Genomic DNA, 24,236 nt, shown 5'->3' on the forward strand with positions numbered 1-24,236 from the left:
CTGGTGTTGCTTTTCAGAACATTCCGCAGGACGGAGGAAGCCCCGCAGCGCGCAGCGCGCAGCGGGGCTTCCGACATGTCCGAGGACGTTCTGAAAAGCAACACCAGGGCAGGCCCGAACGATAACAACCGACTACAGGTCGATGTGCGATTCCTTGATCGGGAACGGCTCGGCGAAGTGGCAGGCGCAGCAGTGGCCCGGAGCAACTTCCCTAAACTCGGGAAGCTTCTCGGAGCAGATGCCCTGCGCGATCGGGCAGCGCGTGTGGAAACGGCAGCCAGTCGGCGGATCCAGCGGTGACGGCGGATCGCCGGCGAGGATGATGCGCTTACGGGACTTTTGGATATCCGGATCGGGAACCGGCACGGCAGACAGCAGCGACTGCGTATACGGGTGGTGAGGCTCACTATAGAGCGTCTTCCAGTCAGAAACCTCGACCACCTTACCCAGATACATAACGGCAACGCGATCGGAGATGTGCTGAACGACGGACAGGTCGTGGGCGATAAACAGATACGCCGTACCAAACTTGTCCTGCAGTTCCTTAAGCAGGTTCAGAACCTGGGCCTGAATGGACACATCCAGAGCGGATACCGGCTCGTCGCAGATAATCAGCTTGGGCTTCAGTGCAAAAGCGCGGGCAATGCCGACACGCTGACGCTGGCCACCCGAGAACTCATGAGGATAGCGGTTGATGTGCTCGGGGTTCAGTCCGACAACGTCGAGAAGCTCGCGGACGCGCTCAATGCGCTCCTCCTTGGTTCCCACGCCGTGAATAGTCATGGGTTCGGAGACGATCTCGCCGATGGTCATGCGAGGATTCAGCGAGGCATAAGGATCCTGGAAGATAAACTGCATCTCGCGACGCATATCCTTGATCTCATGCTTGCTCATTTCGGCAACATCTTTACCCTGGAAGAACACCTTACCGGCGGTCGGCCTGGTCAGGCGCATGATGGTGCGACCCGTAGTGGACTTACCGCAACCAGACTCACCAACCAGACCAAAGGTCTCACCAGGATAAATCTCAAAAGAGATGTCGTTTACAGCAGAGACGACGCGCTTGGAAAAACGCTTGGCGAACATGCCGGACTCTGCGGGGAACTCCTTAGAGAGGTGCTCGACCTTCAGTAGCGGAGTGCGCTCGTTATTGTCTGCCATTTACGCCTCGCCTCCCTTCTTGGAATCCTTACGCGTGCGGGACGTCTCAGGGGCGTTCTTGAGGAACTCGGGGTCACCGGAATAATGGCACGCAGAATAGTGGCCGGACTCGGTGACAAAACGCTCGGGGCGCTGCTTGCGGCACTTATCGGTCGCATAGGGGCAACGAGGCGAGAACACGCAACCCTCGGGCAGGTTCATGAGCGAAGGCGGGTTGCCGTGAATCGGCGTAAGCGGCTTCTTCTCATCGATGGCCTGCTCCGGGATGGAGCGAATCAGGCCCCAGGTATAGGGGTGACGGCTCTCGTAGAAGATTTCCTCAGCAGTACCGAACTCGACGGGACGGCCGGCGTACATAACCATGATCTTGTCGGCCATATCGGCGACAACACCCAGGTCATGGGTAATCATGATGATGGCGTTGCCGTTCTTCTCCTGCATTTCCTGCATAAGCTCAATAATCTGAGCCTGGATGGTAACGTCCAGGGCAGTCGTGGGCTCGTCGGCAATCAGAATATCGGGGTCGCAGGCAAGGGCCATGGCAATCATGACGCGCTGACGCATACCACCAGAAAACTGGTGCGGATACTCATTGACGCGTTTCTCGGGCTCGGGAATGCCAACGAGGTCCAAAAGCTCGGTGGCGCGCTTGAGCGCCTCCTGCTTGGAGTAGCCACGGTGCAGACGAAGGCCCTCACCCACCTGCTTGCCGATCTTATAGACCGGGTTCAAGGAAGTCATAGGATCCTGGAAGATCATCGCGATATCGTTGCCACGAATGTGCTGCATCTCTTCCTCGGTCATCTCGAGGATAGAACGACCGCGATAGCGAACGTCACCGCCCTCAATCTTTCCCGGAGGCATCGAGATAAGACCCATGATGGTCATGGCGGTCACGGACTTACCAGAGCCGGACTCACCGACGACACCCAGGGTCTCGCCACGATCGAGCGTGTAGGACACACCATCGACAGCGCGAACGACGCCATCCTCGGTGTGGAAATACATCTTAAGGTCATCAACCTCGAGCAGATGCTGGCCCTCGGGAACCGGCTGGTCCTTCAGGTCCACATAGTTCTTGTTCTTCTTCATCCTTATGCGTCCTTCATCTTGACGTCGAGGGCGTCGCGCAGACCGTCACCCAGCAGGGTGAAGGCGAGCACCGTCGAGAGAATTGCCAGACCGGGCATGATCATCATCCAGGGAGCAGTCAGAAGATACTGCTGGCCGTCCTGAATCATGGAGCCCCACGAAGGCGTAGGCGGAATAACGCCCATGCCGAGGAAGGACAGAGCGGACTCGGTCAGAATGGCGCCACCAATGTTCATAGTCGCGTAGACCACGATGGAGGCAACGGAGTTCGGGAAGATGTGACGCACGACGATACGAGCATCAGATGCACCCATCGCGCGCGCGGCGTCAACATAGTCGTTTTCCTTGACCGTCAAGATCGCGGATCGGAAGACGCGCGCAATCGAAGGCCAGCCAAGAATACCGATGGCGATAAAGACGTTCTGAAGACCACGGCCGATAACGGCGATCATGGCGACAACGAACAGCACGTACGGGAACGCAAGGAAGATGTCCGCACAGCGCATGATGATCGTATCCCAGATGCCGCCGTAGAAACCGGCCAGAGCGCCCATGACCAGACCAATCACCGTGGAGATCGCAGTGGCCATAATGCCGACGGACAGCGAAACGCGTGCACCGTAGATAACGCGGACGAGAATGTCACGGCCAAGGGAGTCGGTGCCAAACGGGTGCTCTGCACACGGAGCCAGCAGCGACGTCTCGGCCATGGTGGTCGAGTCGGAAGCCGTCGGCGAACCGAGCCAGGGCTTAGCCCACAGGTCGGCGGTCAGGGCAACCACAACGACGATGACAATCCAGCAGACACCGATAACGGCGAGCTTGTTCTTACGAAGACGCTTAAAAGCGTCGCCCCACAGCGTGCGGGACTTGGCGGGAGCAGATGCGGCCTTGGTGGCGGTAGCCTGCTCCTGAGACTGAGAATCAGTTTCCTGCATGAGACGTACCTCCCTTAGGCCTTATCCGACGGACCGCCAAGGCGGATGCGCGGGTCGAGGAATGCATAGCTAATGTCGACGAGCAGGTTGATCACCATGACGACGACGACGATGAGCGTAACGCCGCCCATAACGATGGGCCAGTCGCGCATGCTAATGGCGCGATAGACCTCATAGCCGATACCGGGCCAGTTAAAGACCGTCTCGGTCAGGATGGCGCCCGAAAGCATACCGCCAAAGTCGACACCAATATAGGTAACGACGGGGATGAGTGCATTCTTAAGCGCATGCTTGATGATGATCGCGCGATTGGAGAGGCCCTTGGCCTTTGCCGTACGGATGTAATCCTGGTTCATGACATCGAGCAACTGCGAGCGCATGATGCGGGCAGCATAGGCGGTCGAAACCGAAGCAAGCGTGATGGTCGGAAGCACATAGTGCATCCAATCCTGATACTGAGAGCTAGCACCGCCGGCACCCGAAATCGGCATGGAGAATGCGCCGCCGGTGGCATCCTTGAGGATGACGCCAAAGAACAGCTGCAGCAGCATACCGAGCCAGAAAGCAGGAACGGCAACGAGGATCGACGTGGTCAGCGTTACCAAAATATCCCAGAAGGAGTAACGCTTTACCGCCGAAATGATACCCGCACCGATACCCATGATTGCCTCGAGTACGATGGCGCACGCGGCAAGTTTGACCGTATACGGATACTTTTGGGCAAAGATATCCGTACCGGCAGCTTGCGCTGATAGGAATTACCCAGATCGCCATGAAGCAGGCCGTTCATGTAATACAAGTAACGGTCCACGAGCGACGTTTGAACGGGGTCGCCGTTCTCGTCAAGGATCGCGTTGCCGTCCTCGTCCGACTGGACCAGGTGATAGCGCACGCGAAGCTGAAGCTCCACCTCGGGGGACAGAGCCTTGTCTCCACCGATCAGCTTGATCGGGTCTCCCGGCACGATATTCTGGAGGGCGAACAGAATCAGCGTAACGCCCAAAAATACCGGGATGAACTGAAGCACACGTTTAACGATGTACTTACCCATACCACTCCCCTATCTAGGGATTAACCTAAATGGGATGCCGATCGCCAGACCGGCATCCCAAAATTACCATCAGCCAGTTTACCCCAGGTTAGGGGGAACTGTATGTTTCCCATGAGGTCTACGTAAAAACTTGACCCTCACCAAAGCTGCAAATCTTATGCGAGCTCAGCGGTACCCAGATCAGCATGCTTCTGCGGATCAACATAGAGGTGCTTGATGCGGTCGGAACCAGCGAGGGTGTGCGTGTAGAACATCAGCGGGATGACCGGGCAGTCAGCAGCGACGATTGCGTCGGCCTCCTGCATCTTAGCGACGCGCTCTTCGTCGTCAATCGCGGTACGGGCCTCGTCGACCTTGGCGTCGAACTCGGGGTTGTTGTAACCAGAACGGTTGTCGCCACCGAGGGAGTCGGAGTGGAACAGCGGATACAGGAAGTTGTCCATGATCGGGTAGTCGGCAATCCAGCCCAGACGACCGAACTGATAGTTGAGGTTCTGATACTGTTCGAGCAGGGCAGACCACTCGGGGGTATCGGAGACGGCGGTAATGCCAACCTTGGCGAGGTCGCCGATGATGGACTCCATGATCTCCTTGTGGCCACCGTCCTGGTTGTAGGACAGAGTCACGTTAATGCCACGGTCACCGTTGGCGTCGGCAGGAGCAACCTTGTCGAGGTACTCGTTAGCCTTGTCGACGTCATAGGCGCAGAACTCCCATGCGCCCTCCTTGTAGCCATCGATACCCGGAGGAACAATGCCGTCAGCGGGGGTGCGGGTACCCTTGAAGATGGTCTTGCAGATGGCCTCGCGGTTGATGGCCAGGGAGATGCCCCTGCGCAGATCGGCGTTGTTGAACGGCTCGGCCGTGGTGTTGCAAGTCAGATAGTAGGTGGAAGGCTCGGCACCGAGCAGCATGCGCTCGCCGTCGCTCATGGTGTAGCCATCCTTGGACTCGCCACGGTCCTTCTTGGCGGCATCGATCTGAGCAACGGGAACGTCGCAGACGTCGAGGTTACCGGCCTGGAACTCCTTGTAAGCAGTCTCCATGTCCTTGATGACCTGGAAGTGGATGCCATCGATCTTGGCCTTGTCGCCATAGTAATCGTCGAACTTCTTGAGGTTGATCTCCTGACCATCCTCCCACTTGCCGTCCATCATGAACGGGCCGTTACCAATCGGGGCAAGGTAGAAGCTCTTGGCATCGGACTCGGCGCACTCGGGAACCGGGGCCAGAGCCGGGTGGGTGGCGACGAAGGGGAAGTCGGCGTAAGCGGAAGACAGCTTGACGACGAGGGTCTCATCGTCAGGGCAGGTAACACCGGTGAGCTCGGTAGTGTTACCGGCAAGCAGATCGTCATAGCCCTCGACCATGGAAAGGTGATAGGAGACCTCGGAAGGACCATACTCTTGAGCGACAGCGGACTTGGTGCTGACCAGACGCTCCCAACCGAGCTTAAAGGACTTGGAGGTAACGTCATCACCGTTGTGGAACTTGGCCTTCTTGATCTTGAAGGTAAACTCGGTGGCGTCGTCGTTGGCCTCGAAGGACTCGCAAGCCAGCGGAACGATCTCGCCCTTCTCGGCGTCATAAGAGGTCAGAGCGTCAAAGAGCTGGTACTCGACCTGAGTGCCCTGGTCCTCCTGGACATTGTAGGGGTCGATGCAGACCGGGTTATTGATGTAGAAGTTCAGCGTCGAACCGGACTCAGAACCGGAAGCGTCGCCGCCCTTCTTGCCGCATGCGGCAAGAAAAGCCATGGAGCTCGCAGCAAGGGTACCGCCGACAAAGGCGCGACGACCCATAACGGGCTGGTGGAACATAGAATCAGCCATGCCATCCTCCTTATGAGATAGGACAAAGAAATGTTCAGTCGGACATATGTCGAGACAATCCGATCCGAACTATCGAAACGCCGCCCGTTGCTATGGCTGGTTATGCACAACAGGCCAACGTTTTCAATACAGTAGCGCATTTTATGCACGGTTTGGGGCTAATTCCGGTTAACGGTCGAGAATTTCTTTAGTTGGGCGCAGTATGTGGTGATATTCTGACTCTGTTACAAATATGTAAACAAAAAGGGTCCCGCACTTGCGGAACCCTTTTCAATTATTTTATGCGGCTCGTGCTTAGTAGCCCACGATGCCCTGCGGGAAGAAGAACATGCACAGCACGACGCACACGGCAAACACGACAGCCATGATGACGGTCAGGCGGTCAAGGTTCTGCTCCATAACGCCCGTGGCAGAGCTGGAGTTATACAGCGAGCTGGCGATCATATCCGAAACGCCGGTGCCCTTACCGGAATGCATCAGGACGAGAATCGTCAGCGCCACGGCAGAGACAGCCCAAACTACAAACAGCAGAATCTGAAACGGACCCATAGAGAAGCTCCTTAATAGAACAATTCAAACTCCAGTACTGTACCACAACCCCCGACACTCCCCACCTGCCATTTGGGGACGAGGTAGAAATGGCAGAAATACCAAAAAAGGGGGTTGCCCGAATATGGTCAACCCCCTTGCAAAGAAACGCTTGGCGTTTTCTCTTAGGCCTCGGTCGCGAGTACACGGCCCGTCATCTCGGCGGAAGGCTCCAGACCAGCCATAGTGAGCATAGTCGGAGCGATATCGGAAAGTCGACCGTCCTCGATACCGGTGAGCTGTGCCTTCTCATCAACGATGATGAACGGCACGCGGTTGGTGGTGTGAGCCGTAAACGGATGCTTGGAACCGTCGGAAGCAACGTCAAACATGTGATCGGCGTTGCCGTGGTCGGCGGTAATCAGCGCAAAGCCGCCCTTAGCGAGAATCGCCGGGACAACCTTGGACAGGGCATCGTCAACAGCCTCGACGGCCTTAACGGCCGCGTCGAAGACACCGGTGTGACCAACCATGTCGCAGTTCGCGAAGTTCACGATGTAGAAATCAGCGCGGTCCTCGTTGATGGCAGCGACGAGCTTCTCGGTAACCTCGGGAGCGCTCATCTCGGGCTGCAAATCATAGGTAGCAACCTTGGGGGAAGCGACGAGCACGCGCTCCTCGCCCTCCTTGGGCTCCTCGATGCCGCCGTTAAGGAAGAACGTCACGTGGGCGTACTTCTCGGTCTCGGCGGTGTGCAGCTGCTTCAGGCCATTGGCTGCGATTACGTCGGCCAGAACGTTCTCGGGGAACGTCTTGGGGAAGGCGACCTCGACGTCAAACGTCGGATCGTATTCGGTCATCGTCACAAAGTGCGAGAGCTTGATCTGCTCGCGCTCAAAGCCGTCGAACTCCTTGTCCGTGAACACGCGGGTCATCTGACGAGCGCGGTCGGGACGGAAGTTGAAGAAGATGGCCGCGTCGCCCTCGTGGATACCCTCGTTGTGGGCAGCGAACGGCTCAACGAACTCATCGCCGCGCGGATCCTTCTCGTAGTAGGCCTTGATACCGGCAACGGGGTCGGTATCGGCATCGGACGCATTGACCATGACGTCGTAGGCGCGCTCGATGCGCTCCCAACGGTTGTCGCGGTCCATGGCCCAATAACGGCCCGAGACGGTAGCAACGCGAGCGTCGCAACCAGTCTCCTCGGAGATCTTGGCCAGGAAGGCGCAGAACTCGCTCATGTAGCCGGCACCGGACTGCGGATCGACGTCGCGGCCATCCATAAAGGCGTGAACGCGAACGGTCTTAATGCCATACTGGGCAGCCATCTTGACCAGGGCCTCGACATGGTTCATGTGAGAATGAACACCGCCGGGGCTCATAAGGCCCATGAGGTGCAGGGTCTTGCCCTCGGCCTTGACGTCATCCATAGCCTTGACGAAAACCTCGTTCTTGGCGATGGAGCCGTCCTTGATGGCGTTGTTGATGCGCGAAAGCTCCTGAAACACGATGCGGCCGGCACCGATGTTGAGGTGACCCACCTCGGAGTTGCCCATCTGGCCGTCGGGAAGGCCCACGTCCTCGCCCGAAGCACCGAGCGTGGTGTGAGGATACTTCTCGTACAGGCTATCGAGGAAGGGCGTCTTGGCGGCAGCGACGGCGTTCTCGCCGTCGGCCGGAGCCAAGCCGCAGCCATCCATGATGATTAGGAGTGCAGGAAGATGACGCTGTGCCATATGCCCTACTCGCCTGCCTTGACGACCATAGAGGCGAAGTCGGCAGCCTTGAGCGAAGCGCCGCCCACGAGGGCGCCGTCAACGTCGGGCTTGGCAACAAGCTCAGCGATGTTGGCGGGCTTGGCGGAGCCACCATAAAGAACGCGGATGCCGTTGGCGAGCTCCTCGCCGAACATCTCCTTGAGGGTCTCACGGATAGCGCCGCAGACCTCCTGAGCGTCCTCGGCGGTAGCGGTCTTGCCGGTGCCGATGGCCCAGATGGGCTCGTAGGCGACGACGACCTGCTTGGGGCAGGTGATCTCAAGACCCTCGAGACCAGCCTTGACCTGGTTCACGACATGCTCGACATAGGTGCCGGCCTCGCGAACCTCAAGGGACTCACCGCAGCAGAAGACGGGAACAAGACCGGCGGCAACGAGAGCCTTAGCCTTCTTGTTCTGGTCCTCATCGGTCTCGTGGAAGTAGTCACGACGCTCGGAGTGGCCGATGATGCAGTAGGTGCAGCCAGCGGACTTGAGCATGTCGCAAGAGGACTCACCGGTGAAGGCACCCTTGGCCTCCCAGTACACGTTCTGTGCACCGAGGGCGATGGGGGCAGCCTGAATGCGGTCATGAACCGTAGTAATGTCGATGGTCGGAGGGCAGACGAGCACCTCGACGCCAGCCGGAACCTCGGGCAGAGCCTGGGCCAGCTCGTCGGCGAGCTTGGCAGCCTCGGCGACGTCGTTGTTCATCTTCCAGTTACCAGCGATAAGAAGGGTGCGATTAGGCATCGAGAAGCGCCTCCACTCCGGGCAGGGCCTTACCCTCGACGAGCTCCATGGAAGCGCCACCGCCGGTGGAGATCCAGCTCATCTTGTCGGCCAGGTTAAACTTGTTGACGGCTGCGACGGAATCGCCACCACCGATGATCGAGGTGCAATCAGCCTCGGCGACAGCCTCGGCGATAGCCTGGGTGCCGTGAGCGAAGTTGTCGAACTCAAAGACGCCCATGGGGCCATTCCAGAATACGGTCTTGGCGCCCTTGACGGCCTCGGCGTAGAGCTCCTCGGTCTTGGGGCCGATGTCCATGCCCTCACGGTCGTCGGGGATAGCGTCGGAAGCGACAACCTCGGGGACAGCGTCCTCGCCAAAGTGGTCGGCAACACGGTTGTCGATGGGGAGCAGGATCTTGACGCCCTTCTCCTCGGCCTTCTTGAGCATCTCGCCAGCGCGCTCGACCCAGTCCTCTTCCTTGAGGGACTGACCGACGGTCATGCCCTGAGCCAGGAAGAAGGTATAGGCCATGCCGCCACCGATAATCAGGGTGTCGGCGGAGTCGATAAGGTGATCGAGAACGCCGATCTTGGAGGAAACCTTGGAACCGCCGACGATGGCGACGAAGGGACGCTCGGGCTCGGCGAAGATACCGGTCAGCGTGTCGACCTCCTTCTCCAGAAGGAAGCCAGCGACTGCGGGCAGGTAAGCGGCGGGACCCACGACGGAACCCTGGGCGCGGTGAGCGGTACCGAAGGCGTCGAGGACGAAGACGTCGCCATAGGAAGCGAGGGTCTTGGCGATCTCGGGATCGTTCTTCTTCTCACGCTTGTCAAAACGGACGTTCTCGAGAACGAGGACCTTGCCCGGCTCGACGGCGGCGACGGCCTCGGCGGCCTTCTCGCCATAAGTGTCGGCGACAAAAGCAACATCGAGACCAGAGAGCTCGGCGAGCTTCTTGGCGACGGGCTCGAGGGAAAGCTCGGGCTGGAAGCCGGTGCCCTCGGGACGGCCGAGGTGGCTCATGAGGATAACGCGAGCATTGTGCTCAACGAGATAGTTGATGGTGGGCAGGGCAGCCTTGATACGGGTGGTGTCGCCAACGACGCCATCCTTGATAGGCACGTTGAAGTCAACGCGGACGAGAACGCGCTTGCCGTCGACATCGATGTCGCGGACGGTCTTCTTGGTAAAGGCCATGTTTGCTTCTACCTTTCGTACGTGTCTGCCTCCCATTACGGCAGACGATTTCTTATAAAAAGGGCGCGACCTTAGGGTGTAAGCCCTATAAGGCCGCGCCCTTTTTTAGACGCTCAACGAGCTATTCGCTAAAAGCCAAATTAAGCAACGAACTTCTCGAAGTACTTGATGGTGCGGACCATCTGAGAGGTGTAGGAGTTCTCGTTGTCGTACCAAGAGGTAACCTGAACGAGGGTCTGGCCGTTGCCGAGGTCAGAGCACATGGTCTGAGTGGCGTCGAAGATGGAGCCATGGGTCTCGCCGATGATATCGGTGGAGACGATGTCGTCCTCGTTGTAAGCGAAGGTCTCGGAGATGGTGGCAGCGTAGGCCTTCATAGCGGCGTTGACCTCGTCGGCGGTAACCTTCTTGTCAACGACAGCGTAGAGGTTGGTGAGGGAGCCGGTCGGCGTCGGGACGCGCTGGGCGGCACCGATGAGCTTACCGTTGAGCTCGGGGAGAACCAGGCCGATAGCCTTGGCAGCACCGGTGGTGTTGGGGACGATGTTGACGGCGCAGGCGCGGCTACGACGCTTGTTGCCCTTGCGCTGCGGGCCGTCGAGCGGCATCTGGTCGCCAGTCCAGGCGTGAATGGTGGTCATGATGCCGGACACGATGGGAGCGAAGTCGTTCAGACCCTTGGCCATCGGGGCGAGGCAGTTGGTGGTGCAGGAAGCAGCGGAGATGATGTTGTCCTCAGCGGTCAGCGTCTCATGGTTGACGTTGTACACGATGGTGGGCAGATCGCTGCCGGCCGGAGCGGAGATGACGACCTTCTTGGCACCAGCGTTGATGTGGGCCTGAGCCTTAGCCTTGCTGGTGTAGAAGCCAGTGCACTCGAGAACGACGTCGACGTCGAGGTCGCCCCAAGGCAGGTTGTTGGCGTCGGCCTCCTTGTAGATCTTGATCTCCTTGCCGTCAACGGTGATGGAATCCTCGCCAGCGACGACCTCGTGATCGCGAGCATAGTTGCCCTGCGTGGAGTCGTACTTCAGCAGGTAAGCGAGCATATCGGGAGAGGTGAGGTCGTTGATAGCGACGATCTCGGAGCCCTCATGACCGAACATCTGACGGAAGGCCAGACGACCGATGCGACCGAAGCCGTTAATAGCAACCTTTACTGCCATTGTGTCTCCTTTCGTAAGGCCCCCGCAAGCTACAGCGCCCGCCGTTGAGGCCCACAAACTAACCACTCGCCTAATATACCTTTTTTTTGACTTGAATTTCACGAGAATGCTCGAAATTGAAAATCAAATTTGCTTTAAAACGTTTTAAATCATAAAACAGCAGTTCAAGTACTATATAAACTGCCGCTTTAAACTACCTGTTCGCTTCAATGAGCTTTTCAAGACGCAATACACGGTGATATAGGGCCGACTTTGACAAAGGAGGGTCGGCCATCTCCCCCAAATCTCGCAGTGAGAGATCGGGATAGCGCTCACGTAAGTCACAAAAGGCCGCCAAGGCATCCGGGAGCACATCGCGCATGCCGCGTCGCTCAAGCTCCTCGATAAGCGCGAGCTGATGTTGGGCAGCGCCGGCGCTTCTCGTCTGGTTGGCCAGCTCAGCATTCACGCGACGATTTACGTCGTTTTTCACCAACTTGACCGCACGGGCTTCCTCGATTTCGGCAACGCTGCGCTTGGCACCAATCAATTTGAGCAAATGCTCAATCTCCTCGGCGCTCTTGATGTACACGGCATATGATCCTCGCCGGGCGTTGACGCGTGCATGAACCCCGACCTGCTCCAACAGGTCGCAAAGCCCCTTGGCGTATTGTTCGCCCTGCACCGCAATCTCCAGGTGAAAATCGCCACGCGGGTCTGCCACAAAACCGCCGGCAATCAAAGCGCCGCGAATGTAGGCGAGCCTGCAGCAGGGCCGGGCGACGATATGGCGCGGCACACCGGCGACGAGCCCTCCCCTGCGGTCGAGAATGCCCAGCAGAACCAAAGCCTTATCGAGGTCGGGCTGGTCGGGCAAGGTGATGAGATAGTTTCGCACCTTATGCAAGACCGACTTGCGGACGGTAAACTCCGTTTTGAGCTTGAGGATGCGGTGCGTCAGCGTAATCATCGTGCGTGCAACGGCACCCGTCTCGGTCGCAACCGTCAAACGGTACCGACCAGAGCCCGCCAGCGAAAGCGTGCCACTCACACGTGTAAGAGCGGCAAGTGTCGACAGATCGCAATATTCACATTCGGGTTCGCAGCGCGCAAGCTCGTCACGCACCTCGGCGGTAAACGACATTCAAACCTATGCTTTCGTGTTGGCACGCGACAAGTCGCGGTGAGAAATGCTCACGTGATACTGAGCACCTTCCAGGTATCGGGCCGTAGCCTCTGCAATGGCAACGCTGCGGTGCTGGCCGCCCGTACAGCCGATGGCAATGGAAAGCTGCGGCTTGCCCTCCGCGATATAACCCGGCATGACCGTATCGAGCAACTGCGTCCAAACCTTCCAGAACTCCTGCGTCTTGGGATGGTCCAGGACAAAGTCGGAGACCTTCTTATCGAGGCCGGTCAACGTGCGCATCTCGGGGTCGTAGAATGGATTAGGCAGGAAGCGAACATCGATCATGATGTCTGCCTCGACGGGCATACCATGCTTAAAGCCAAATGAGAAGACGTGGACGTCCATGAGCTGCTGGTCGGACAGCTCTGAAAAAGCCGCACGCAGCTTATTGCGTAAAGCAGAGGTACGAAGGCGGCTCGTATCGATGATCATATCGGCTCGGTCGCGCACGCCCTGGAGTTGTAAACGCTCGCGCTGGATGGCGTCGGCCGTGGTCTCCCCCGGCTTCGCAATGGGATGACGGCGGCGGTTTTCGCTGTAGCGGCGAATCAGCACCTCATCAGATGCATCGAGAAACACAATGTCACAGCTCATCTCGCGCTCTTCCAAGGCGGCAACGGCGTCAAGCAGCTCATCAAACAGGCCTTGGCTGCGAAGGTCACAGGTAACAGCAAGGTGTCTACCCACACCCGTATTGATGCCAACGAGCTCTGCGAGCTGCGCAATCAGGCGCGGAGGCAGGTTGTCGATACAAAAATAGCCCATGTCCTCAAACACATGCATGGCTTGCGTTCGGCCCGATCCGGACATTCCGGTGATGATGACGATATCGGGAATGCGCTCCGTGCGCTCCGCCGCATCCATGGCATCTCCCTTTTGCATGTGCTGCCTCCTAAAATAAGCGCAGGACCCGGCCAGCGGATCCCGCGCGATCAATTGCCTTAGTTGAGTATACCGCCCCAAGCGGATACGAGGCCCGTCTTACGCCTCAAGCGCAGCCTTGAACCAACTCGTAATACTTGTGGGGTGCGTAATGGCAGTGCCAACGACAACGGCCCAGGCGCCGGCGTCAATCGCGGCGCGAGCCTCCTCGGGCGTATGCACACGACCCTCGCAAATAATGGGAAGACCGGGGAACTCCTCGGTTGCCTGGCGCAAAAGCGGCAGGTCGGGGCCGTCTGCCATGGTGCAATCGATGGCGGCGACGCCATGCGAAAGCGTAGTGGAAACCAAATCGAAGCCCATGTCGACCGCGCGGCGGATATCCTCGATCGTGGCGCAGTCCGCCATCAGAAGCACGCCCTCCTCGTGCAGCGGACGAAAAGTGTCCTCGAGCGATTTGCCATCGGGGCGCGGACGATCGGTGGCGTCAATCGCCACGATGTCAGCACCGGCAGCAACGCAGGCGCGGGCGTGACGCAGCGTCGGCGTGATGTAAACGCCCTCGTGTCCATCCTTCCACAGGCCGATAACAGGAACCTCACAACGACCCTTAATGGCAGCAATGTCGGCAAGGCCCTGGCAACGAATGGCGGCGGCGCCTCCGAGTTCGCAAGCGCGAGACATTTGAGCCATGGTCTCGGGCGTACGAAGCGGCTCGCCCATATACGCCTGAACGCTCACGATGAGCTTACCCTTCAGGGATTGAATTAAAGGATCGACGGTCATAAGGCTATAACCTTTCTCAGAACAGCCTCCCGAGGCGTGTCGTCTCGGGAGGCTCCTACAGCAGATACGTTTACTTTAACGAGGCAAGAAGATGCTCGGCGGCACCGATAAGCGGTGCGTCGCCCTCCAGAGAACCGATGAGGATCGGCGTGTCCTGAAGCGGATCGAGCGCCTGGCTGGCATAGCCCTCGTGTACCGAATCCTTCCACGTCTGCGAACGCCAATCGGGTCCCTGGTGAATTACGCCACCCGAAAGTACGATGACCTCTGGATCCAGAATGTTGGCGAGCGAGCCCAAGCTAGCGCCCAATGCAAAGCCGGCATCGTGGATGACCTCGGTCGCCTTTGCGTCACCCGCGCGGCACAGGTCGTTCACGTCGCGGCCAACCGAGGGACGGCTGGGGTCAACGCGACCGAAGCGCTCGTCGTACATGCGCCCAATCGACGTACCCGAAGCCACCGACTCCAGATGGCCGGAACGCCCGCAGGCGCAGGGAATGCCGGCGGCAGCCGAGCACTCGATGTGGCCCATATGGCCGGCAGCACCATGGAAGCCCTGCATCACGCGGCCGTTCTCGACATATGCGCCTCCGATACCCGTACCGATGCCCAGACACAAGACGGAGAACTTGCCCTTGCCGACGCCCCAATGGGCCTCACCCAGAGCATGAGCCTGCACGTCGCCTACAACGGCAACGGGAAGACCGAGGTCCTCGCGCAGACGCGGCCCCAACTGAACGCCGGACCAGCCGGGCATGATCTCGTTGGCATACGCGATGGCGCCCGTCTTGGGATCGACGACGCCAGCGGCACCGATACCGACGCCAAGGACCTCGACATCGGGATTCGCTTCGAGAGCGGCCTTGATGGACGCCTCGATACGCTGGAAGACGGCCTCACCGCCCTCTTGGGCCTCGGTGGGAACCTCAGCCTCAAATACGGGATGGGGCACGCCGCCATCAGCCGGATATTCCATAATGGCGGTCGCAATCTTGGTGCCACCGATATCAACGGAGCAGATGTACTTGTTCTCCATGTCGCTCTCCTTAGGAGATAAAAACAACTACAGGAAATAAAGGCGGTGTTATCGCCGCAGCTTGCTAAAGGCTTCCCGAGTGCCCGGGGTTGGGGTGAAAGCGGTCGGGCATTGACCTAATGAGTCACGCTCGATCGCTTGAGCCCCAAGATCGGGTGCCCGGGAAAGCTTTACAGGAGACCGTTGTCCTGGAGGACCTTCCTAATCGCCTCGACGTTCTCGCCGGTCATGGCCTTCACCGGGCGCGGCATGGTCGGGCTGTCGAAAATGCCCATGAGGTTCATAGCGGTCTTGAAGGCGCCAACGCCACCGGCATAGCCCTGGACGCCCGAGGTGACGTCCCAGATGTGCGAAATCTCATTGAGGCGATCCTGCTCGGCTTTGACGGTAGCCCAGTCACCAGCCTGGGCGGCCTTCCACTGACGCACGTAGCCCTCGGGCTCAACGTTGGCGAGACCCGGGACAGAGCCGTCGGCGCCACCAAGGTAGGCACCGTCGACGACGACCTCATGGCCGGTGAGGATGCTCATCGGATGGCCGTTCTTCTCGTTCTCCTGAACGAGGTAGCGGAACGAGACGTCGTCACCCGAGGAATCCTTGACGCCAGCAAGGACGCCCTCGGCGCCGAGCTTTGCAAGGAGCTTCCAGGGGAGCTTGGTGTGAACGCACACGGGAATGTCATAGGCAAAGATGGGCAGGTCGAGCTCCTCGTGCAGGATGCGGAAATGCTCCTCGACCTCGGTCATGCCCTGCAGGGCATAGAAGGGGCAGGTGGCAACGAGCGCATCGGCGCCCAGCTCCTGAGCAACCTTACCGTGCTCAATCATGCGCTCGGTCTCGGTATCGATGATGCCGACCAGAACAGGAACGCGGTGGTCGACGATTCGAACGGCCTCGGCGATGATCTGTCGACGACGCTCGTCGGTGGAGAAAACGACCTCACCCGAAGAGCCCAGGAAGAACAGGCCATCGACGCCGGCGTCGATCATGCGGTTGATGCTGCGCTCAAAGGAGGCAACGTCGAGCTGGTGATCTTCGGTATCGGGAACAACGACGGGAGGAATAACGCCGGTGAATTTCTGAGTTGCCACAAGAATCTCCTTAGTTGTCTGGCGGGTGGCCCTATGCCGCCCACTCTTGTTGGCAGTGTCCAGGCCGTCTAGGCCAAAGAACACAGGTAGAACGCTTGGTTAAAGAAGTCGACGACTTCGTTTTCGAACGCATTGATGCGTTCGTGAGCATATTTGGCATAGATAATATGCCTCCGGTCACACTCAAGACCGTTGAATACGGCAAACTGGCCCTTGGGATCGCTCACGGTATCCATGAGCGATGTACCCATGAGTACCGATCCGCGCACCCGAGACGACAGCGCTTCGAGGCCGCCGGGAAGCGGATTGGCAACCGCCGTGCAGGCAAGGCCCCGCTCGTCCAGAGCAGAAACCGCAAGCGCGACTCCACCGCCAAGGCCCTCGCCCCATGCAAAGATGCGGTCGGGGTCCATGCCATCAAGATTGCGCGCGACCTTTGCCATTGCACAGCCCCAGCGGACGCGTTCAACAAAAACGGGCGAGGTAACCCCCTGCTGCAGCTCGCTGAGCCCAATCACATCGTCGTCCAGCGCAAGCACGGCATATCCCATGGCGGCAAACCTCGTCATGTGATGCCATCCACGTACGGGTCGGTCGATGTCGTGAAACATCAGGCATAGCGGCACAAGCTCGGATGCCCGGGCGCAACCTGAGGGCTCAATCAAACGGCCGTGTACGACTTCCCCGGCAAGTTCAAAGGAAACCTCGGAGTAGCACGCGCACGGATTGGCGAAATCAATCGCCGTGACAGTCAGTCCGCAAACCTCAAGGTCCGAAGCAGCTGCCTCCAACTCGGAAACATCCGCCAAGGCATCGCCGCGCCAATCACGGAAATCGGAGAGCCTTGACGAAACCGTCCCAGAGATCCCCGCAAGCTCGGGGTCAATCAGCTCATTGACATTGCTCTCGCACTTAGACATGAGCCTCCCCTTCCTTGCAGAAAAACGGAATGATCAGATCGTCAAAATCCTGAATCTCCTCGTGGCCAAAACCCTCAAAGAACTCATGGCGCTTCTCACAGGTCAGGTTGTTGTAGACCGCAAACTGCGTCGCCGGGGGACAGACGATATCAGCCGTTCCCGTGCCAAACAGCACGGGGCATTTGACCATGGGGGCAAAGTTCTTGGAATCGAAATACGCCAGCTTGGCATAGGCTTCGTCAATACGAGTCGAGTCCTCGTCAAACCAGCGAGACCAATAGCGCAGGCCCTCGTAGGCAATGTCGTCGGCATCCAAATCCCAGACCAGGCGGAAATCCGACAGGAAAGGATAGAGGATGGCGGCACGATTGATAAGCTCGCTGTTAAGCGCGCAGGTCGCAATGCCCAAGCCACCGCCCTGCGACGCACCGTTCACAAAAACACGGGCAAGATCGATGCCCTCGAGCTCGCGAACAATGCGGCACAGAATGCGGATATCCTGATGCAAGCGTACGTAGTAGAGATTGGCCGGGTCGCCGTCGATACCGGCAACGATATGCCCGGCAACCGTTGTGCCTTCAAATCCACCAATATCCGCGGAGGGGCCACCCTGACCGGGGCAGTCGAGGGCGACAAGTGCCATGCCCATACCCGCAAACGATGCCTGCTCGAACCAGCTGCGGCTTGCGCCCGGATAGCCGTGGAACTGTAGCACCAGCGGCACGGACTCGTCCGAAACCGGCTTGAGATACTTGGCATGCAGGCGGGCGCCACACATGCCGGTATACCAGAGGTCAAAAAACTGGCAGGTCGCAGCATCGGCAATCGATGCCGTCTCGACCGAATAGTCGATCTCGACGGCGTCAGCCTCGGCCATGCGGTCGTTCCAAAAGAGATCGAAATCTGATGGACGAGGCATGGCGCCCCGATAACCACCAAATTGCTGTTGTAGCTCCTGAGCGCTTGGCATGGCTCGTGAACCCAACCTTTCGAAATCGCAACGAGGGTGCGCCCGGCAAGGGAGCCGGGCGCACAGGAGGGAAAGCGAACCTACTCGCCAAGCTTGGGGTGCAGCAGCGACGGCGCAGCACCGAGCAGCATCTTGGTGTAGGGGTCCTGCGGGTTCTGGAAGACCTGCTTGGCCTCGCCCTGCTCGACGATCTTGCCGCCGTTCATGACGATGATGTCGTCAGAGATGTAGCGGACCGTCTGGATGTCATGGCTAATGAACACCATGGCCAGGCCGAGCTCCTTCTTAAGATCGGTCAACAGGTTGAGGATCTGCGCGCGGACCGAAACGTCCAGAGCCGAGGTGGGCTCGTCGGCGATGATGGCGTCAGGGTTCAACGACAGGGCACGGGCAATTGCCACGCGCTGGCGCTGACCGCCCGAAAGCTGGCCGGGAAGAACCTCGGCGGCAGAGCTGGGCAGACCGGTGAGCTCCAGGAGTTCCTTAACGCGCTTCTCCTGCTCGGCCTCGGTACCCAGGTTGTGGACGCGCATGGGGTCGAGCAGCTGCTCACGAACGACCATGCGAGGGTTGAGTGCCGTCGCGGGGTTCTGGAACACGACCGAGATGACGCGGCCCATGTGACGACGATCCTCGGCAGTACGCTTGGTGACGTCCTTGCCCTTAAAGTAGACCTTGCCACTCGTGGGGGCCTGCAGGCCGCACATGACATTAGCAGTGGTGGACTTGCCGCAACCGGACTCGCCGACGATGCCGATCGTCTGACCGGGCATGAGCTTAATGGTCACGCCTTGGACGGCATGAACCAGATTGGGGTGCAGGATCGAACCGGTACGGGTCCTAAAGGTGACGTGGACATCGTCAAGGAAGATAATCGGCTCGACGCCGTTGACCGCAGTCTCGCTCATCTACATCACCTCCGCATGAGGGGTCAAACCATTTGCCTTGAGCACCTCATCGGGGAGCTCGGAATAGAAGTGCTCGGTGCCGGGCACGCGCTTGAAGACCGGACGGGTGTCCAGGCCGATGTGCGGATGGCTTGAGCGGGGCGCGAAGCGATCGCCCTTGGGGAAATCGCGCGGGCTGGGGACGGCGCCGGGCACCTGGTGCAGGCGGCCCGAACCGCTCTCGATGGACAGAACGGAACCCAGAAGACCGCGGGTGTACTCGTGAATCGGGTTGGTGAGCAGCTCCTTGGTGGGCGCCTGCTCGATAACCTGACCGGCGTACATAACCGTGATGTTATGGGCGACCTCGGCGACCAACGCCAGGTCATGCGAAACGAAGATCATGGCAAAGCCGAGCTTGGCCTGAAGATCGTTGAGCAGCTTAATGACCTGCTTTTGGACGGTAACGTCCAGAGCGGTCGTGGGCTCGTCGCAGATGACCAGCTTGGGGTCGCGGGTAAGGGCCATAGCGATCAGAACGCGCTGACGCTGTCCGCCGGAAAGCTCGTGCGGATAGCTCTCGAGCGTACGCTTGGGATCGAGGCCGACGAGCTCCAGGAGCTCCTCGGCGCTGCGGGTGCCGCCGCGCTTGGTGAGCTGCTTCATCTGGGCGGAGATGAGCATAGAGGGGTTGAGCGAAGACAGGGCGTCCTGATAGACCATGGCGATATCGGTACCGCGCAGGCCGAACCACTCCTTCTTGCTCATCTTGAGCAGGTCACGACCCTCCCAGAGGACCTCGCCGGAAAGATGCTCGTCCTCATCGGTCAGGCCCATGATGGCCAGCGTGGTGATGGACTTACCGCAGCCGGACTCGCCTACCAGGCCCATGGTCTGGCCGGGACGGACGTCAAAGTTGACATGGTCGACCACGTTGATATCACCGTGGTGCTCAAACTGGATGCAGAAATCGCGGACCGAAAGAATCGGCTCAACGGACTCATCGGGCACATGGCGGTCGTTACGCTTGAGCTCGACATCGCGCAGGGCGCCAAGACGGGCGGACAGGGACTGGGCCTGCTCCTTGTAGGCGCGAACGGGGTCGGAGACCAGCAGGTCGGCCTCGCGGCGCTTGGAGGAATCGGTCGGATCCAGAGCGGCGGAAGGAGCAGCGGCCATAGCGTCGGTAATGCCCTCGGAGAGGATGTTGAGCGCCAGGCAGGTGATCATGATGGCCAGACCCGGGAACAGCGCCTGCCACCAACGACCGGCGAGCACGCCACCGCGGGCGTCGGCGAGGATGTTGCCCCACGTAGCAGTGGGCTCCTGGATGCCAGCGCCGATAAAGGTCAGCGAAGCCTCGAAGATGATGGCGTCGGCGACCAGGGTGACGGTGAAGACCATGATCGGGGCAATGCAGTTACGAAGAACGTGCTTGATCAGAATCCACGGAGCCTTGGCGCCGGAGACGATGACCGCGCGGACATAGTCCTCACCGTACTCGGATACGATGTTGGCACGCACGATACGGGCGATCTGCGGGGTGTACATAAAGCCGATCGCAAAGATAATCGACGGCACGGAGTTGCCCAGGATGGAAACGAAGACGGCTGCGAGGGCGATACCCGGGACAGACATGATGATGTCCAGGATGCGCATAATCGTCTCGGAGACGGCCTTGCGCGAAACCGCAGCAAGAGCACCGACAACGGAGCCACAGACCAGAGCCATAGCGGTAGCACCAAAGCCGATGATCAGCGAGTAACGGCCACCGTAGAGCATACGCGAAAGGATGTCACGGCCCTTGTCGTCGGTTCCGAAGATAAACCCGTTGCCGGGAGCCTGGCGAGCCGTAAAGATCTCGACCGGGCTATAGGGGGCAAGAACGGGGGCAAGAATCGCAGTCAGGGCGACCAGCACCAGCACGATGGCGGCAATCTTAGAAGACAGCGTCATCTTCTTCCAGCCACCGAGCTTGAGCCCCTTGGAGGCAGCCTTCTCGAGCTGCTCGGTTTGCTTCTCTCGAATCTTTACCATAATCTACACCGTCCTGATGCGCGGGTTGATGAGCAGGTAGAGCATGTCAACCACGATGTTGATGATGATGAAGGCAAGAGCAACGACGATGACGACGCCCTGAACCAGGTTCGCCTCGTTGCCCTGAACGCCCTGCAGGATCGCAGTACCCATGCCGGGGAGGTTGAAGATGACCTCGATGACGACGGCGCCGCCCATGAGATAGCCAATCTTAAGACCGAGGGTGGTGACCGGGGTGATCAGCGCGTTGCGAAGAACGTTGATGCCGACGACGACCTTCTCGGGAACGCCGGCGCCGCGAGCCATACGGACATAGTCCTTGTCGAGCTCCTCGACCATGGCGGTACGCACGATACGAGTCATCTGACCCGTCAGCGGAAATGCCAAGGCGATGGCGGGCATGATCATGCGTCCCAGATAGCCAGCCGGATTCGTGGTGAAGTGCGGCAGGGCACCCGATGCCGGGAGTACCTTAAGGTAGGAAGAGAACAGCAGGATCAACAGAACGGCAAGCCAGAACGACGGGGTTGCCAAGCCGGCGATGGAAAAGACGCGGATCACTTGGTCCGGCCATTTATCGCGATACAGTGCCGCGATGACGCCGAGCAAAAACGATACGACCGCACCGATGGCAAGACCGATGAAGGTCAGCTGCATCGTGACGGGTAGGGCCGTGGAGATGCGCTTGGCAACGGAGTTGCGAGCAGCACCATAGGTGCCCATGTCGCCATGGATCAAATTGCCCATATAGCGCACGTAGCGCACGGGCCAGGGGTCGTCCAGACCATACTTCTCATGGTACTCGGCAACCGCCTCGGGCGAGGCACCGTCACCCAACGCCGTGTAGGCGGGGTCGGTCTTGGAGAACGACATAAGGAAGAACACCAGGACGGTGACGCCCAATGCCATGATCGGCAGCGCCACGAGACGCCTTCCAATCAAACGTAGAAAGTTGTTCACGTTCTCTCCCCTTTCTTTTGTCGGTAGGACCAACTGGTATATGAGTACGGACACTCATTACAAGACCCGAGCGACATCGTTGCCGCCCGGGTCTTTGTTTCAACTATGAGGATACGGTCCCAACGGCCGACATCCTGCATATAGACTCAAGCGAGTCTTACGCCTTGACGGTCGCGACACCCTTAAAGGACATGCTCGTCGTGCCGATGCCCTTGAAGCCATCGAGGGCCTCGCCGTTGGGCGCAGTGGACGGGTCGTTCCAGGAAGCGGAGACGGTCTTAACGTGGACAACGGGGTACAGAACGGCGTTGTCGGCGATGATGTCGAAGCACTCGTTCCACTTCTTCTGCTGCTCGTCGCCCTCGGCGGCAAGAGCCTCGTCCATAAGGCCGTGGAGCTTCTGCCACTCAGCGGACTCCTTCCACGGGCAACGGGTCTGCATCCAGACGTTGTCTCCGTACCACCAGTTGAGCAGCAGGTCGGGGTCTGCGCCGAAGCAGGAAGGATCGCCAGGGGCAAGGAGGATATCGTAGGCCTCGCCGCCGTCGATGGCAGCATAGGTGGCCGGCGAGGTATCGGTCTGGATGGTCACATCGAAGCCGAGAGCGTCGAGGTCGTTCTTGACCTGGGCAGCCATACCCTTGATCTGCTCGTTATCGGTGGTGCGCAGGGTAATGGCGCCCGGGGTGATACCGGACTCCTCGATAAGCTTCTTGGCCTTCTTGGCGTCGGTCTTGTACACCGTGGAGGCCTCATGATAGTTGGTGAAGCTCTTGGGCAGGTAGCAGCTGGCAGCGGTAGCAAGGCCGGCGAAGGTGTTGCTGATCATCTTCTCGGTGTCGAGCGCATACATGACAGCCTGACGGACCTTGACGTCGTTCCAAGGCTCCTTGGCGACGTTGAACATGATGAAGCGGGTGCCGAAGCCCTGGACGTTGTCGATCTTGCAGCCGGCGCCCTCGAGCTGGTCGACGGCGTCAGCGGTAACGAGCTCCATGACGAGCGTGGAGCCTTCCTGCTGAGCGGTGACGCGAGCGGTGGGGTCGGTCAGGATGCTGTACTGGATCTTCTTATCCTCGGCAGCATACTCACCGTTGTACTCGGGGTTGGGAACCAGGGTGATCTCGGTATCGGAGATAGAATCGTACATCCAGGGGCCGGAGCCGATCGGCTGCTTGGCGCGATCCTCCTCGCTCTGGGCGGCAGGAGTAACGCGAATGATGGCCAGACGATCCTTGAGCAGGGAGAAGTTGGGGACCTTGGTCTTGACCGTCACGGTGCTGGCATCCTTGGCCTCGATGGACTCGAAAGGCTGGAAGAACGGAGCGTAGGTGGCAGAAGCGGCGCAAGCGGTGTAGGAGGCGACGACGTCGTCAGCGGTAACCTCGGTGCCATCGGAGAATTTGGCGCCCTTGCGGATGGTGACCTCGAAGGTGGTGTCGTCCACGGACTTGGGATCATCGGTGGCGAGCTCGTTGAAAGTGCTGTAGTCGTGGTAATCGATGCCGTAGAGGCCCTCGACGACGTGCCAGTTAGCGCCCAGGCCCACGGCGGAGCCGGTGCTGGCGGGGTCGAAGCTGGACGGAGCGTAAGCGGAACCGGCGGTGATCACGCCGCCGCCACGGTTGGCGGAATCGGCGGGAGCGGAACCCTCGTCGCTAGAGCTGCCACCGCAGCCAGTGAGACCAAAGCCGGCGACAGCAGCGACGCTGCCGGTGAGGCCAAGGAACGAACGCCTGGACATACCCTTATTGATGATGGCCATGTCTTCTCCTATCAATAGAGAATCTTACCCGGGAGCACCTAAACTTGCCCCCGCGCAACTTGCGGACGATATATACCTTACCTACCGACAAACCCAACTGAGGTGCCGCGCTCGGCGACCGATACATACATACGCTTGAACGGTATTTACTACCGTTCACCGAATTCGTTGACAAACGATACAGCAGACAGTATGTATCGGCGAGGTGAGATATCAGTCTTCGTCAACCCGCAGGATAGCAGGGTTTTCGCTTGGGTTAGTCAAACGTTTT

Annotated in this window: 20 protein-coding genes and 1 pseudogene; all 21 read right to left on the minus strand. The window is 59.2% G+C overall.

Features of this window, described 5'->3' with window-relative positions:
• Positions 1-132: 132 nt before the first annotated feature.
• The 21 genes and pseudogenes from ACQRAJ_RS07195 to ACQRAJ_RS07295 all read right to left on the minus strand — a co-directional run bounded on the left by ACQRAJ_RS07195 (position 133) and on the right by ACQRAJ_RS07295 (position 23,965).
• A complete protein-coding gene (locus ACQRAJ_RS07195) occupies positions 133-1,161 on the minus strand; it encodes an ABC transporter ATP-binding protein (protein WP_427748182.1) in 1,029 nt (342 codons plus the stop codon).
• Positions 1,162-2,253 carry an ABC transporter ATP-binding protein gene (locus ACQRAJ_RS07200; protein ID WP_154517437.1) on the minus strand — a complete coding sequence of 364 codons (1,092 nt, stop codon included), beginning with the start codon at positions 2,251-2,253 and terminating at the stop codon, positions 1,162-1,164.
• 2 nt (positions 2,254-2,255) lie between these two features.
• The gene (locus ACQRAJ_RS07205) at positions 2,256-3,191 is read right to left on the minus strand and encodes an ABC transporter permease (RefSeq protein ID WP_427718631.1); all 936 of its coding nucleotides are present in this window, start codon (positions 3,189-3,191) and stop codon (positions 2,256-2,258) included.
• Positions 3,192-3,205: 14 nt separating this feature from the next.
• Positions 3,206-4,242, minus strand: a pseudogene (locus ACQRAJ_RS07210) (ABC transporter permease).
• Between the two features lie 155 nt (positions 4,243-4,397).
• Positions 4,398-6,074, minus strand: coding sequence for a peptide ABC transporter substrate-binding protein (locus ACQRAJ_RS07215; RefSeq protein WP_427718635.1), 1,677 nt, complete (start codon positions 6,072-6,074; stop codon positions 4,398-4,400).
• Positions 6,075-6,368: 294 nt separating this feature from the next.
• Positions 6,369-6,623, minus strand: coding sequence for a preprotein translocase subunit SecG (gene secG, locus ACQRAJ_RS07220; protein ID WP_006236144.1), 255 nt, complete (start codon positions 6,621-6,623; stop codon positions 6,369-6,371).
• A 164-nt stretch (positions 6,624-6,787) separates the two neighbouring features.
• On the minus strand, positions 6,788-8,341 hold the full coding sequence (gene gpmI / locus ACQRAJ_RS07225) for a 2,3-bisphosphoglycerate-independent phosphoglycerate mutase (RefSeq protein WP_304212185.1): 1,554 nt from the start codon (positions 8,339-8,341) through the stop codon (positions 6,788-6,790).
• Between the two features lie 5 nt (positions 8,342-8,346).
• On the minus strand, positions 8,347-9,114 hold the full coding sequence (gene tpiA, locus ACQRAJ_RS07230) for a triose-phosphate isomerase (protein WP_154517452.1): 768 nt from the start codon (positions 9,112-9,114) through the stop codon (positions 8,347-8,349).
• On the minus strand, positions 9,107-10,297 hold the full coding sequence (locus tag ACQRAJ_RS07235) for a phosphoglycerate kinase (RefSeq protein WP_304212190.1): 1,191 nt from the start codon (positions 10,295-10,297) through the stop codon (positions 9,107-9,109). The genes tpiA and ACQRAJ_RS07235 overlap by 8 nt, the downstream gene beginning before the upstream one ends.
• 140 nt (positions 10,298-10,437) lie before the next feature.
• Positions 10,438-11,463, minus strand: a complete 1,026-nt coding sequence (gap, locus tag ACQRAJ_RS07240; RefSeq protein ID WP_154517458.1) for a type I glyceraldehyde-3-phosphate dehydrogenase — start codon at positions 11,461-11,463, stop codon at positions 10,438-10,440.
• 193 nt (positions 11,464-11,656) lie between these two features.
• Complete coding sequence (gene whiA / locus ACQRAJ_RS07245; protein ID WP_154517461.1) at positions 11,657-12,586, minus strand: DNA-binding protein WhiA; 930 nt, start codon at positions 12,584-12,586, stop codon at positions 11,657-11,659.
• Between the two features lie 6 nt (positions 12,587-12,592).
• Complete coding sequence (rapZ, locus tag ACQRAJ_RS07250; protein ID WP_427718645.1) at positions 12,593-13,513, minus strand: RNase adapter RapZ; 921 nt, start codon at positions 13,511-13,513, stop codon at positions 12,593-12,595.
• A gap of 99 nt (positions 13,514-13,612) precedes the next feature.
• Complete coding sequence (locus tag ACQRAJ_RS07255) at positions 13,613-14,299, minus strand: N-acetylmannosamine-6-phosphate 2-epimerase (RefSeq protein WP_154517496.1); 687 nt, start codon at positions 14,297-14,299, stop codon at positions 13,613-13,615.
• A gap of 70 nt (positions 14,300-14,369) precedes the next feature.
• Positions 14,370-15,335, minus strand: a complete 966-nt coding sequence (locus ACQRAJ_RS07260; protein WP_427728775.1) for an ROK family protein — start codon at positions 15,333-15,335, stop codon at positions 14,370-14,372.
• A 170-nt stretch (positions 15,336-15,505) separates the two neighbouring features.
• Positions 15,506-16,426 carry a dihydrodipicolinate synthase family protein gene (locus tag ACQRAJ_RS07265; RefSeq protein ID WP_427718650.1) on the minus strand — a complete coding sequence of 307 codons (921 nt, stop codon included), beginning with the start codon at positions 16,424-16,426 and terminating at the stop codon, positions 15,506-15,508.
• Between the two features lie 68 nt (positions 16,427-16,494).
• The gene (locus ACQRAJ_RS07270; RefSeq protein WP_427748184.1) at positions 16,495-17,346 is read right to left on the minus strand and encodes an acetylxylan esterase; all 852 of its coding nucleotides are present in this window, start codon (positions 17,344-17,346) and stop codon (positions 16,495-16,497) included.
• Positions 17,339-18,316: an acetylxylan esterase gene (locus tag ACQRAJ_RS07275; RefSeq protein ID WP_427748185.1), complete on the minus strand. Its 978-nt coding sequence runs from the start codon at positions 18,314-18,316 to the stop codon at positions 17,339-17,341. Before ACQRAJ_RS07275 ends, ACQRAJ_RS07270 begins: the two co-directional genes overlap by 8 nt.
• 80 nt (positions 18,317-18,396) lie before the next feature.
• Positions 18,397-19,224: an ABC transporter ATP-binding protein gene (locus ACQRAJ_RS07280; protein WP_154517508.1), complete on the minus strand. Its 828-nt coding sequence runs from the start codon at positions 19,222-19,224 to the stop codon at positions 18,397-18,399.
• Complete coding sequence (locus tag ACQRAJ_RS07285) at positions 19,225-21,240, minus strand: dipeptide/oligopeptide/nickel ABC transporter permease/ATP-binding protein (RefSeq protein WP_427728769.1); 2,016 nt, start codon at positions 21,238-21,240, stop codon at positions 19,225-19,227.
• Between the two features lie 3 nt (positions 21,241-21,243).
• Positions 21,244-22,200, minus strand: a complete 957-nt coding sequence (locus ACQRAJ_RS07290) for an ABC transporter permease (protein WP_370450641.1) — start codon at positions 22,198-22,200, stop codon at positions 21,244-21,246.
• 157 nt (positions 22,201-22,357) lie between these two features.
• Entirely contained in the window at positions 22,358-23,965 is a 1,608-nt protein-coding gene (locus tag ACQRAJ_RS07295) for an ABC transporter substrate-binding protein (protein WP_427718660.1), read from the minus strand.
• Positions 23,966-24,236: the final 271 nt, after the last annotated feature.

Source organism: Collinsella sp. SGI.184 (genome assembly GCF_050313415.1).
In the GTDB taxonomy this organism is placed as follows: domain Bacteria; phylum Actinomycetota; class Coriobacteriia; order Coriobacteriales; family Coriobacteriaceae; genus Collinsella.

What these genes read in the sequence shown, in the direction of transcription:
- ACQRAJ_RS07295 (WP_427718660.1), bottom strand. Translation starts at nt 23,965, where the DNA reads ATGGCCATCATCAATAAGGGTATGTCCAGGCGTTCGTTCCTTGGCCTC.
- ACQRAJ_RS07205 (WP_427718631.1), bottom strand. Translation starts at nt 3,191, where the DNA reads ATGCAGGAAACTGATTCTCAGTCTCAGGAGCAGGCTACCGCCACCAAG.
- ACQRAJ_RS07200 (WP_154517437.1), bottom strand. Translation starts at nt 2,253, where the DNA reads ATGAAGAAGAACAAGAACTATGTGGACCTGAAGGACCAGCCGGTTCCC.
- ACQRAJ_RS07255 (WP_154517496.1), bottom strand. Translation starts at nt 14,299, where the DNA reads ATGACCGTCGATCCTTTAATTCAATCCCTGAAGGGTAAGCTCATCGTG.
- rapZ (WP_427718645.1), bottom strand. Translation starts at nt 13,513, where the DNA reads ATGCAAAAGGGAGATGCCATGGATGCGGCGGAGCGCACGGAGCGCATT.
- whiA (WP_154517461.1), bottom strand. Translation starts at nt 12,586, where the DNA reads ATGTCGTTTACCGCCGAGGTGCGTGACGAGCTTGCGCGCTGCGAACCC.
- ACQRAJ_RS07260 (WP_427728775.1), bottom strand. Translation starts at nt 15,335, where the DNA reads ATGGAGAACAAGTACATCTGCTCCGTTGATATCGGTGGCACCAAGATT.
- ACQRAJ_RS07280 (WP_154517508.1), bottom strand. Translation starts at nt 19,224, where the DNA reads ATGAGCGAGACTGCGGTCAACGGCGTCGAGCCGATTATCTTCCTTGAC.
- ACQRAJ_RS07215 (WP_427718635.1), bottom strand. Translation starts at nt 6,074, where the DNA reads ATGGCTGATTCTATGTTCCACCAGCCCGTTATGGGTCGTCGCGCCTTT.
- ACQRAJ_RS07285 (WP_427728769.1), bottom strand. Translation starts at nt 21,240, where the DNA reads ATGGTAAAGATTCGAGAGAAGCAAACCGAGCAGCTCGAGAAGGCTGCC.
- gap (WP_154517458.1), bottom strand. Translation starts at nt 11,463, where the DNA reads ATGGCAGTAAAGGTTGCTATTAACGGCTTCGGTCGCATCGGTCGTCTG.
- secG (WP_006236144.1), bottom strand. Translation starts at nt 6,623, where the DNA reads ATGGGTCCGTTTCAGATTCTGCTGTTTGTAGTTTGGGCTGTCTCTGCC.
- ACQRAJ_RS07235 (WP_304212190.1), bottom strand. Translation starts at nt 10,297, where the DNA reads ATGGCCTTTACCAAGAAGACCGTCCGCGACATCGATGTCGACGGCAAG.
- tpiA (WP_154517452.1), bottom strand. Translation starts at nt 9,114, where the DNA reads ATGCCTAATCGCACCCTTCTTATCGCTGGTAACTGGAAGATGAACAAC.
- ACQRAJ_RS07195 (WP_427748182.1), bottom strand. Translation starts at nt 1,161, where the DNA reads ATGGCAGACAATAACGAGCGCACTCCGCTACTGAAGGTCGAGCACCTC.
- gpmI (WP_304212185.1), bottom strand. Translation starts at nt 8,341, where the DNA reads ATGGCACAGCGTCATCTTCCTGCACTCCTAATCATCATGGATGGCTGC.
- ACQRAJ_RS07275 (WP_427748185.1), bottom strand. Translation starts at nt 18,316, where the DNA reads ATGCCAAGCGCTCAGGAGCTACAACAGCAATTTGGTGGTTATCGGGGC.
- ACQRAJ_RS07270 (WP_427748184.1), bottom strand. Translation starts at nt 17,346, where the DNA reads ATGTCTAAGTGCGAGAGCAATGTCAATGAGCTGATTGACCCCGAGCTT.